The organism is Clostridium sp., assembly GCF_021443865.1.
Lineage (GTDB): Bacteria > Bacillota > Clostridia > Clostridiales > Clostridiaceae > Clostridium.
The window spans coordinates 1-11620 of sequence record NZ_JABUTB010000009.1 but is presented as its reverse complement, the minus strand read 5'-3'; the positions used below and the strand labels follow the sequence as shown (position 1 = coordinate 11620).

At 29.7% G+C, this 11620-nt stretch carries 11 protein-coding genes; 10 read left to right on the top strand and 1 reads right to left on the bottom strand.

Annotation, left to right across the window (positions count from 1 at the left end; all coding sequences use genetic code 11):
- The first annotated feature begins 12 nt into the window (after positions 1-12).
- The 5 genes from HUJ77_RS02765 to lepA all read left to right on the top strand — a co-directional run bounded on the left by HUJ77_RS02765 (position 13) and on the right by lepA (position 5587).
- Positions 13-870, top strand: a complete 858-nt coding sequence (locus HUJ77_RS02765) for a class C sortase (protein WP_291707046.1) — start codon at positions 13-15, stop codon at positions 868-870.
- Between the two features lie 295 nt (positions 871-1165).
- Entirely contained in the window at positions 1166-1816 is a 651-nt protein-coding gene (locus tag HUJ77_RS02760) for a Cna B-type domain-containing protein (protein WP_291707045.1), read from the top strand.
- A gap of 226 nt (positions 1817-2042) precedes the next feature.
- A complete protein-coding gene (locus tag HUJ77_RS02755) occupies positions 2043-3155 on the top strand; it encodes a stage II sporulation protein P (protein ID WP_291707044.1) in 1113 nt (370 codons plus the stop codon).
- Between the two features lie 65 nt (positions 3156-3220).
- Positions 3221-3658, top strand: a complete 438-nt coding sequence (locus tag HUJ77_RS02750) for a hypothetical protein (RefSeq protein WP_291707043.1) — start codon at positions 3221-3223, stop codon at positions 3656-3658.
- Between the two features lie 120 nt (positions 3659-3778).
- Positions 3779-5587 carry a translation elongation factor 4 gene (gene lepA, locus HUJ77_RS02745; RefSeq protein WP_291707042.1) on the top strand — a complete coding sequence of 603 codons (1809 nt, stop codon included), beginning with the start codon at positions 3779-3781 and terminating at the stop codon, positions 5585-5587.
- A 146-nt stretch (positions 5588-5733) separates the two neighbouring features.
- Here the strand turns inward: lepA and HUJ77_RS02740 are convergent, their stop codons facing one another.
- Entirely contained in the window at positions 5734-6642 is a 909-nt protein-coding gene (locus tag HUJ77_RS02740) for a patatin-like phospholipase family protein (RefSeq protein ID WP_291707041.1), read from the bottom strand.
- A gap of 130 nt (positions 6643-6772) precedes the next feature.
- Here HUJ77_RS02740 and HUJ77_RS02735 point away from each other — a divergent pair, with 130 nt between their 5' ends.
- The 5 genes from HUJ77_RS02735 to dnaK form a co-directional block, all read left to right on the top strand.
- Positions 6773-7042, top strand: coding sequence for a hypothetical protein (locus tag HUJ77_RS02735; RefSeq protein WP_291707040.1), 270 nt, complete (start codon positions 6773-6775; stop codon positions 7040-7042).
- A gap of 237 nt (positions 7043-7279) precedes the next feature.
- A complete protein-coding gene (gene hemW / locus HUJ77_RS02730; RefSeq protein ID WP_291707039.1) occupies positions 7280-8416 on the top strand; it encodes a radical SAM family heme chaperone HemW in 1137 nt (378 codons plus the stop codon).
- A gap of 185 nt (positions 8417-8601) precedes the next feature.
- A complete protein-coding gene (hrcA, locus tag HUJ77_RS02725) occupies positions 8602-9633 on the top strand; it encodes a heat-inducible transcriptional repressor HrcA (RefSeq protein ID WP_291707038.1) in 1032 nt (343 codons plus the stop codon).
- Between the two features lie 16 nt (positions 9634-9649).
- Positions 9650-10300, top strand: coding sequence for a nucleotide exchange factor GrpE (grpE, locus tag HUJ77_RS02720; protein WP_291707037.1), 651 nt, complete (start codon positions 9650-9652; stop codon positions 10298-10300).
- Between the two features lie 58 nt (positions 10301-10358).
- The coding region (gene dnaK / locus HUJ77_RS02715; RefSeq protein WP_291707036.1) for a molecular chaperone DnaK at positions 10359-11620 on the top strand (1262 nt) is incomplete at its 3' end.

Below are 11620 nucleotides of genomic sequence, written 5' to 3'. Positions count from 1 at the left end.
TATGAAGAATATATGAAACAAAAGCCAAATATATCAACAATTTTATTCATTCTTCTTCTGGTAATTGGGTTTGGAATTCTTCTTTATCCCACTATCAGTGATAGGTATACCAAATGGCAACTTCAAAAAGAGATGGATCAGTATACTGAAGTAGCAGAAGCAATTAAAGAAGATTATACAGAGTTATGGTCAGCAGCAGAAGAATACAATGGACATCTTATACAAAAGCAATCTCAGTTTATTATGGAGGAAGGAGAAGCCGAAAATGTTTCAACTTTGCTTAATCCGCTAAATACTGGGATGATGGGATATATAGATATTCCTAAAATTGATGTTCATTTGCCGATATATCAAGGAATAGAGGAAAAAGCACTCCAGTCTGGAGCCGGTTACTGGTTAGGTTCAAGCCTTCCTACTGGTGGAGAGAGTACGCATTGTGTTATCACAGCACACACTGGACTTGTAAAAGCAAAAATGTTTACTGATATTGATCAGCTAGAAATAGGTGACCGCTTCACACTTTTTATATTAAACCGTCAGCTAACATACGAAGTTGATCAGATACGCATAACTGAGCCGGATGAAATTACAGATTTATATATTGTTGATGGTGAGGACTATGTTACACTTTATACCTGCTATCCATATGGAGTGAATACTCATCGACTACTTGTGCGTGGTAGTCGAATTGAGAGTACAGAAAATCAAGATAACAGCTGCCTATTGAAACACTTCACATGGTGGCAGATCCTTCTGTTTATCTTCATTCTTATGTTGCTTATCCTGTTTTTATGGATTGTTGCCACAAATAAAAAAGGTAAGCATGCAATACGGAGAAGACACAAACATTTTAGAAAAAAACGAAAGTGAAAAAGCCAGAGAGGAGGGCGAAGTTTTGAAGAAATACAAATGGTTAAAAATAACAACATTCATAATATGCTTTCTTTGCAGTTTTCTAATGAGTACTCCACTGATGTCACTTGCCTCAAATATTGATGATACTGCCAATTTAACACTGAATTATATTCATTCCGATATCCAATTTTCCGTATATAGGGTAGCGGAACAAACGGATAGTGGATATATTCTGACAGATAATTTTTCAGGGTATCCAGTTTCCCTTGATGCTAAGACTTCGGAAGAATGGAAAGCACTTTCATACACTTTGGCAACATATGTTGCAGCAGATAATATTTCTGAAACTGTAAGTGGTAAGACTTCTAGTAATACAATTACATTTACGAATCTGAAAACTGGAATGTATCTTGTGTTAGGAAAAGCATATACAATAGAAGGCTACTATTATACTCCTATCCCTTTTTTAGTTGTATTAACAGAGGGGGATGATGTGATAGTAGATGCTAAGTATGATAAGACTGGTTCAATAATTGATGAAGAAAACTACGAGGATTATTTTGCTCATAAGATTTGGGTAGATGATGAAGAGGGTGGTAATCGTCCACAGAATATAACCATTCATCTTCTTAAGGATGGTATAGTTTACGATACCGTTACTTTAAATAAAAGTAATCAATGGGAATATAAATGGAAAGATTTGAATACAAAGTACCATTGGTCTGTAATAGAAGAAAATGTACCAAAGGGTTATACTGTATCTATCACTCAAGAGGGAACTTCATTTATCGTAACAAATACTTTTAGGAATGAAGAAATAATCACAGATTCAGATCCAGATATTCTGCAAACTGGAGATGAAGCAAACATCTGGCCGTATGTAGGTATACTTGTGAGTGGGATTCTGATAGCTTTCTATCTTATCTTAACAAGAAAAAAGAGAAAATTTGAGGATAGGTAAAATAGTGTTCACCCAATCTGTGCTTAAATGCATGGATAGGGTGATTTTCATATATATATAAACATTTTGTAAAATCTTTTGATTTCAAAATTATAAAAAAAGACAATATAAAAATAAAGTAGAAGTTATAAAAGATATGAATAAGTTTATGAATTAAAAATTTTTTTTTATTTATTAATAATTATGTAACTCTCTAAATATATTTATTAGAGAAAGGGGGAGTTGCATGTATTCATTAAGACAAAATTCACCTAATAATAAGAGAATAAGAAGAAATGGAAAGTTAGGTGTTAACAGTAAAAGCTTTGGTATGGGATATTTAATTATAATAGTAGCTTGTATAATATTTCTTATAAGAGCAATAAATGTAGTAAATAACTATAATGATCCAGGCGGATATGCATATGTTCAAATGCTTAACTTTTCTATGCCAGTAGTAAAAACTGCAGTTTATGATGAAGGGGTATATATAGAAAATAATCTTTCTTTGAAAAATGTGGCATTAGAAGCTATTGGAATAAGAGGAATAAATGCATATAAAATAGTAGGTAGTGAAGTAAGCTTATTTAGTAAAATCTTTGGAGGAGCGGGTGTAGCTTCATCCATAAATAAATTAACACCATTCTCTTTAAAAACAGAAAGTATAGCTAAGATGACAGCTGAAGAAATTGCTGAACTAAATAAGGTAAGTGCAGCTTATGATCCAAGTTTAAAAAAGCCTTTAGATAATTCAAAGCCAGAAGTATTAATATTCCATACTCATACAACAGAAAATTATTCGGAAAGAGAAAATTTAACTACAGATACTGATTTTAATGTAGCTGGAGTTGGAGATGTTTTAGCTAAAGAGCTAGAAGAAGGCTATGGAATATCTGTTACTCATGACAAAACTAATCATAGTGTTGTTTATGATAATGCATATAGTAGATCTAATGAAACTCTTAAAAAATATTTAAATGAATATGGAGATTTTAAGCTAATAATTGATCTTCATAGAGATGGAGTGGATAGTGCTAAAGCTGATAGATTAAAAGATATGTATACTATAAATATAAATGAACAAAATTTGGCGAAAATTATGTTTGTTACAGGTCAAAATAGTGAAAGATATACTGCCAATAAGGCTTTAGTAGATAAACTATATAGTATAGCTAATTCAGAATTTCCTGGTATAATTAGGAATACTTATGAATATCCAATAGCGGCCACATCTATTAATTATAGTTTAAGTGATAATTTTGTATTACTTGAAGTTGGAGCAAATGTAAATACAGCCCAAGAAGCAAAATTAACAAGTAAGTATATTGCAAGAATAATAGCAGAGTATTTAAATAATTAAAATATGAATAAAAATTGATTTTTATGAGCATCCTTTAGATAGTAAAAATACTAGGGGGTGCTTTTTTGATTAATAAAAAAGTTTTAATAGGAACATTAATATTTTTTATAATAACAATATTAGGCATTGTACAAGTTAATATTATTAACACAAAGGCCTTATCACCTGTGGGTAATGGTGATGACAATTATGAATTAGTTAAAGAGGAATTCGGTAAGGATTTTGAAGAGTTTATTAAGGATGATGCAGAAGTAAAGATTTATACACCTAATGATGAATTTGAAAATACTACAGTGAAGGTATACAATAAAGAATTTATAATAGATATGAATAATAAAATAACAGATAAATTTTATGCTGTTGGTGGATTTTTATATAATGGATTTAATAGTATAATAGATAAAATAAACGGTAAAATAAAAAGTAATGAAGTCAATATTGAAAGTGAAGATTTAGATAAGATAATAGAGGATTTTTTGCAAGATAATAATAACAGCGATTAACACATATTAACAACTTCATATTTATATTGACACATAACCTAGGCATTATGATATAATTTACCTTGAAAATTATAATGGGGGTGAAGTGACTATTTGCTTATTTAAGCAATAGTTTAATATATGAGTAGTAATAGACAAGAAAGAATTAGAAATTTTTCTATAGTAGCCCATATAGATCATGGTAAGTCAACCCTAGCTGATAGATTGTTGGAAGCCACAGGAACTCTTACCCAAAGAGAAATGGAAGAACAAATACTTGATAATATGGAAATAGAGAGAGAAAGAGGTATAACTATTAAGTCTCAAGCAGCAAGACTTATCTATAGAAGACCTGATGGAGAAGAATATATATTAAATTTAATCGATACTCCAGGACACGTAGATTTTACATATGAAGTTTCAAGAAGCTTAGCTGCATGTGAAGGAGCGGTGTTAGTAGTAGATGCAACTCAAGGAGTTCAAGCACAAACACTTGCAAACTGTTACCTAGCTTTAAATAATGATTTGGAAATTGCACCAGTTATAAATAAGGTAGATTTACAATCAGCAAGACCAGATGAAGTTAAACAAGAAATTGAAGATATTATAGGAATAGAAGCGGAAGATGCACCATTAATTTCTGCAAAAACTGGTTTAAACATTGCAGATGTTTTAGAAACAGTAGTAGAAAAGGTGCCAGCACCTAATGGAGATGAAGATGCACCGCTTAAGGCATTAATATTTGATTCTTATTATGACAGTTATAAGGGTGTTGTTTCTTATGTAAGAATTTTTGATGGTGTTGTAAAGCCTGGAACAAAAATTAAATTAATGGCAACAAATAAAGTTTGTGAAGTAACTGAAGTTGGTGTATTTACCCCTAAGGCACTTCCAATTAATGAATTAAGAGCAGGAGACGTTGGATATATTGCAGCTTCAATAAAAAATGTAAGAGATGCAAGAGTAGGTGATACCATCACTGAAGCAGATAGACCAACAGCTGAAGCAATGCCAGGATATAAACCTGCAGTACCAATGGTTTATTCAGGTATTTATCCAGTTGATGGAGCAAAATATCAAGAATTAAAAGATGCATTAGAAAAGCTTCAAATAAATGACGCTGCTTTAAGCTTTGAACCAGAAACATCAATAGCTTTAGGTTTCGGATTTAGATGTGGATTCTTAGGATTATTACATATGGAAATAATTCAAGAAAGAATAGAAAGAGAATTCAATTTAGATATTATCACAACTGCACCATCAGTTATTTATAAAGTAATAAAAACTAATGGAGAAGTAATAGAACTTACTAACCCAACTAATCTTCCAGAAGCTACAGAAATAGAATATATGGAAGAACCAATAGTTAAAGCAAGTATAATAGCTCCTTCTGATTATGTTGGTGCTGTTATGGAATTATGTCAAGAAAGAAGAGGAACTTTCATTGATATGCAATATCTAGAAGAAACAAGAGTTTCTATTAATTACGATATTCCATTAAATGAAATTGTTTATGATTTCTTCGATACATTAAAATCTAGAACTAGAGGATATGCTTCATTAGATTATGAATTTAAGGGATATACTCAAACTGAATTAGTTAAGCTTGACATTATGTTAAATGGTGATGTTGTAGATGCTTTATCTATGATAGTTCCAAGAGAAAAAGCTTATGAAAAGGGAAGAGGTATAGCTGAAAAGCTTAAGGAAATAATTCCAAGACAAATGTTTGAAGTTCCAATTCAAGCTGCAGTAGGATCTAAAATTATAGCTAGAGAAACTGTTAAGGCTATGAGAAAAGACGTACTTGCAAAATGTTATGGTGGAGATATTTCTAGAAAGAAAAAGCTGTTAGAAAAGCAAAAAGAAGGAAAGAAGAGAATGAGACAGGTTGGGTCAGTTGAAATTCCTCAAGAAGCGTTTATGGCAGTATTAAAAGTAGATAAATAATTATATCAAAAAATGCTAAGTCTAATTGACTTAGCATTTTTTATAGATAACTATAAGAATAAGGCGGTAATGTTATTACTTATATAAACAAATAATGCTTATATAATTTATTATATATAATAAACATTCAAATGCTACTTAAATTTTTACTTAAAGTAAAAATTATTCAAATATTTAAATAAGTTTGATAAATCACAATCTTTACCTATAAGTTTTAAATAAGGAATAAGTTTATAATCATCTAAATCTATAAATTTTGACACTTTTGGATTTATTCTAAAGTAATTTTCTTTTAAAAATTCTTTGCAATATAAATCTTCTAAATTAGACATACCATCCATAAGTAAAGCTAATAATGGGGATTTCATCTTTGCAAAGGGGTGAAATGACCATTGAAGTATTCCCCATTTATGAGTCTTACCCATTATTTTTTCAGGGCTATCTCCTGTACCAATGGATAGAAGTAATATATCTTCTTTTTTATATTTAGGGAAAGAAGATAAAGTTATAGCAATAGATATTGCAGTAGGAGAATTAGCTACTACTCCTCCATCTATATAATTTTTATAGGATGGAAAATATGTAGGAGCAGCTGAACTAGCTAAAATAGCATCTCTAGCAAGAGTATCACTTGTATTGTTTTTAGATAAGTTGTTAAAGAAAACTGGTTCCCAAGATTTTGTGCTCTTATCTCCCAAGTAAAAGGCAGGGATAAATATATATTTCTTAAAATCATTTATTTTAAAATTATCATCAAAATAATTTGAGATAAATTTTTTAAGTAAATTATTATTAAATTTTGGCTTTATAAAATTAATATTAGAATTAGAAAAAATCTGTCCAGCAATTTCTCTAGAATATAATTTATTTAGCTCTTCTATAGGAATGCCTTTAGCTAAGAGTGCAGCAATTATAGCTCCTGTAGAAGTTCCAGCAAAGAGATCCACTTCATTTAAAAAATTTGGATATTTAGCAATTATTCTATATAGAATTTCAACACTTAAAGCTCCTCTAATTCCACCACCATCAAAGGAAAGAATTTTAAATTTTCTCATATATTACTCCATAAATAAATTACTTATATATAATATTCAAAAGTTTTTTTATTGACATAAATATTAAGTAATTAAATCCTAATTTTGTAAATATATTAAAATGTAAAGTAAATTTAGTGAGGTGGATTTTATGTTAGAGGTAAGTAGTAGAGACTTAAAAAAGAAAGGGAAGAGCTTAAGAAATAAGGGAATAATTACTGGAACATTGAAAAGAAAAAATGGACAAGTATATAATATTCAGATGAATGGGAATAACTTAGATACATTAGTGGCTAGAAATGGATTGAATTTAAGGTTACCAATAAGTTTTCAGGGAGATTTAATAAATACCAGAATAGAAATAGTACAAAGAGACGTTCTATATCATAACATTATTAATGTAGATTTATTAGAGTCATAATATGTTGATGCCGTATCAATGTAAAATGAATAGTGAAAAATTGATTAATAAGCTCCTTTAGGAGTTTATAAAAATATACTGTGGGAATTATTATTTTTAGTCTAATGGAGATAAATATTATATTAGGATGAGCTAGATAGAATCTGCTGTCGTAAGGAATATAATATTTATCTCCATTTTTTTTAGTATTTCTGTATAATAAGGGTAAGAGAATTTAATAAGGAAAGAGTTGATAATATGAATAATAAAAAAGAATTATCTCTTTATATACATATCCCATTTTGTAAGCAGAAATGTTTTTATTGTGATTTTCCGTCTTATGCATCTATAGATTACTTAAGAGAAGATTATGTTGAGGCATTATGTAAAGAAATAGAGGATAAAGGAAGTAATTATATTATAAAAAGCATATTTATAGGAGGCGGAACACCATCCTACCTTGAAACTAAGGAAATAGTTAAGGTTTTAAATTCTATAAAAAAACTTCATCTTATGGAAGGTATGGAATTTACTATGGAGTGTAATCCGGGAGCATTAGCAGAAGAAAAATTAACAGCTATGTTAAATGGCGGAGTAAATAGAATAAGTATGGGACTACAAGCAGTACAAAATTCATTACTTAAGGATATAGGAAGAATTCATAGCTTTAAGCAATTTGAAGAAAACTTTAAGTTAGCAAGAAAAGTAGGTTTTAAAAACATAAATGTTGATTTGATGTTTGGACTTCCAAATCAAAGGGTGGAGGAATGGAAGGAATCTTTAGAGGTAATTGCTAATTTAAATCCTGAGCATATTTCTGCATATAGTTTAATAATTGAAGAAGGAACAGCATTTTATAAGCTATGGGAAAGAAATAAACTAATTTTACCTTCAGAAGATGATGAAAGAACTATGTATGAAATAACTAAAAGTATATTAACTAAGCATGGATATCATCAATATGAAATATCTAATTATGCAAAGGAAGGCTTTGAATGCTATCATAATAAGGTTTATTGGAAGTGTGATGAGTATTTAGGACTGGGATCTGCATCTACATCATTTATAGATGGAAAAAGAATTAAAAATATAGAAAATGTAAAAAATTACATAGATAGAATTAATTCTGGAGAAGAAGTTGTAGAAGAAATAACAGAAAATACTATTGAAGATAGTATGGAAGAGTTCGTGTTTATGGGCTTAAGAATTCTTAGTGGAATAAGTTTAAATGAATTTAAGAAAAGGTTTGGGGTAAATATTGAAAGTATATATAAAGATGTTATTGAGAAAAATATTAATAAAAAGTTACTAGTTTTAGAGAATGATAGATTAAAATTAACAGAGCAAGGAATAGAGCTATCTAATTCTGTAATGAGTGATTTTATATTAACTTAAATGTATTAGAAAAATAAAGAAATTATTAGAAAAATAAAGAAAATAAAAAATAAATTGATAAAGTTAAATGAGATTATTTATTTTGTGCCTAAATGAAATTGACAAAAAACTTAATAAGGAATATATTGATATTGTAGTCATTAGCACTCGATGATATTGAGTGCTAACAGATAGAGGTGATATTAATGGCTATTGATGAAAGAAAAATAAAAATACTTCAGGCTATCATTAATGACTATATTATGACTGGGGAACCAGTAGGATCAAGGACAATAGCTAAAAGATATGATTTAGGAGTAGGCTCAGCTACTATCAGAAATGAAATGGCTGATTTAGAAGAAATGGGGTATTTAGAACAACCTCATACTTCGGCAGGTAGGATACCTTCCAATAAAGGCTATAGATTATATGTAGATCAATTAATGGATACGGGAAGGCTAACTAAGGATGAAGAATTAAAGATTAAAGAATATTTAATTAATTCTGCAATGTACGAAGTTGATAGAATAGTTAAAGAAGCTTGTTCGCTTCTTTCTGAATTAACAAATCTAACTACAATTGTACAGACGCCTTCTGTGAGAAGTAGTTATATTAAATCTATTCAATTACTTCCTATCGATAATCATAATTTGGTTTCTGTAATAGTTGCAGATAGTGGAGTTATTAAAAATCACAGAATAAGAGTTAATAATATGCCAAAGCCTGAAACTATTCAAAAGATTAATAATGTTTTAAATGCTAGGCTTAGAAATTTAACCATTGAAGAAATTAATTTAGAAGTTATAAATACATTAAAACTTGAATTACAAGGTTTTGATGAATTATTTAATGGAATTCTTCCAGCTTTATATGAAACCTTAAAGGAAGCTAATAACACAGAAGTTTTTGTTGAAGGAACAACTAATATTTTTAATTATCCTGAGTACAATAATATTGAAAAAGCAAAAGAAATTTTATCTCTTATAAATGATAAAGATAATTTGCTAGATTTAATTGAGCCAGGTAATGATATTACAATTAGAATAGGAGAAGAAAATTTCTTCCCTGAAGCAAAGGATTGTTCTATTATATCAGCTGAATATTCTGTAGATGGTAGACCTATAGGAAAGATTGGATTAATTGGACCAAAAAGAATTAATTATTCAAGGGTTATAGCAATTATGAATGAAGTTATGAAGGAACTTAATAAAAGTTTAAAAAATCAAATTATAGAATAAGAGATGAGGTGTTTTTGTGGAGGATATTAAGGAAACATTAGATAACCAAAATAATTCAAAAGAGGCTACTAATGTTAATGAGAATATTGACGCTGAAAAAAACGAAGCAAATTTAGACATGGAAGCAGATTCAATTAATTCTTCAAATGATTCTACTGAGGATTCTTCAGAAGATATAGTGGAAGAAAATAATGATAAGGAAAATGAATTAAATGCTATGCGTAAATTAAAGGATGAAAATAAAAAACTTACTAATGAAGCAGATACTCTAAAAGAAAGATTACTTAGATTAACTGCAGAATATGAAAACTATAGAAAAAGAACTTCTAAAGAAAAGGAAGGAATATACACAGATGCTTGTACAGATGTGTTAAAAGAAATGATTCCAGTTCTTGATAATTTAGAAAGAGCTATATCAGTTGAAGGAAATGTTGAAGATATTAAAAAAGGAATTGAAATGACTATAAAAGGCTTCAAAGCATCTTTCGAAAAACTAGGTGTAGAAGAAATTGATGCTACAGGAGAATTCGATCCAAATTATCATCAAGCAGTAATGCATATTGAAGATGAAAATTTAGGAGCAAATTCAGTAGCGGAAGTATTCCAAAAGGGATATAAAAGAGGCGACAAGGTAATCAGATATACAGTTGTAAAAGTAGCTAATTAAGATTAAGACATATTAACTAATTTTTAATATAGAAGATATATTTAGGAGGAAATAGATTATGGGAAAAATTATAGGAATTGACTTAGGAACAACTAACTCATGTGTAGCTGTAATGGAAGGTGGAGAACCAGTTGTAATCAGCAACTCAGAAGGTGCAAGAACTACTCCATCAGTAGTTTCATTCCAAGCAAATGGAGAAAGATTAGTAGGACAAATTGCAAAAAGACAAGCAATTACTAATCCTGATAAAACAGTAATATCAATAAAAAGACACATGGGAACTAATTATAAAGTTACTATAGATGGTAAAGACCATTCACCACAAGAAATATCAGCAATGGTACTTCAAAAAATTAAAGCAGATGCAGAAAGCTATTTAGGAGAAAGTGTAACTCAAGCAGTTATAACAGTACCAGCTTATTTTAATGATTCTCAAAGACAAGCAACTAAAGATGCAGGAAGAATTGCAGGCTTAGAAGTTTTAAGAATTATAAACGAACCAACAGCTGCTGCTTTAGCTTATGGATTAGACAAAATGGATACTAACCAAAAGATATTTGTTTATGACTTAGGTGGTGGTACTTTCGACGTATCTATTCTAGAATTAGGTGATGGAGTATTTGAAGTTTTATCAACAAATGGTGATACTAAACTAGGTGGAGATGACTTTGATGAAAAAATCATGCATTATATAGCTGATACATTTAAGGCTGAAAATGGAATAGATTTAAGAAATGACAAGATGGCTCTTCAAAGATTAAAAGAAGCTGCTGAAAAAGCAAAGATTGAATTATCTTCATCAATGCAAACAAACATAAACTTACCGTTTATAACAGCAGATGCAACAGGTCCAAAGCACATTGATATGAACTTAACTAGAGCTAAATTCAATGAAATTACTCATGACTTAGTTCAAAGAACAATTGAGCCAATGAAGAAAGCATTATCAGATGCAGGTCTTTCATTAAGCGATGTAGATAAAGTAATATTAGTTGGTGGATCTACAAGAATTCCAGCAGTAGTAGATGCTGTTAAGAACTTTACTGGAAAAGAACCTTCAAAGGGAATTAACCCAGATGAATGTGTAGCAATTGGTGCTGCTATTCAAGCAGGTGTATTAACTGGAGAAGTTAAGGATGTATTATTATTAGATGTAACTCCATTAACATTAGGAATTGAAACATTAGGTGGAGTAGCTACACCACTTATTGAAAGAAATACTACAATTCCAACTAAGAAGAGTCAAACATTCTCAACTGCAGCAGATGGTCAAACATCAGTTGAAATTCACGTAGTTCAAGGTGAAAGACAAATGGCAGC

Coding starts and splice junctions, on each gene's coding strand:
- HUJ77_RS02765 (WP_291707046.1), top strand. CDS start 13: ATGAAACAAAAGCCAAATATATCAACAATTTTATTCATTCTTCTTCTG.
- HUJ77_RS02755 (WP_291707044.1), top strand. CDS start 2,043: ATGTATTCATTAAGACAAAATTCACCTAATAATAAGAGAATAAGAAGA.
- lepA (WP_291707042.1), top strand. CDS start 3,779: ATGAGTAGTAATAGACAAGAAAGAATTAGAAATTTTTCTATAGTAGCC.
- HUJ77_RS02740 (WP_291707041.1), bottom strand. CDS start 6,642: ATGAGAAAATTTAAAATTCTTTCCTTTGATGGTGGTGGAATTAGAGGA.
- HUJ77_RS02735 (WP_291707040.1), top strand. CDS start 6,773: ATGTTAGAGGTAAGTAGTAGAGACTTAAAAAAGAAAGGGAAGAGCTTA.
- hemW (WP_291707039.1), top strand. CDS start 7,280: ATGAATAATAAAAAAGAATTATCTCTTTATATACATATCCCATTTTGT.
- hrcA (WP_291707038.1), top strand. CDS start 8,602: ATGGCTATTGATGAAAGAAAAATAAAAATACTTCAGGCTATCATTAAT.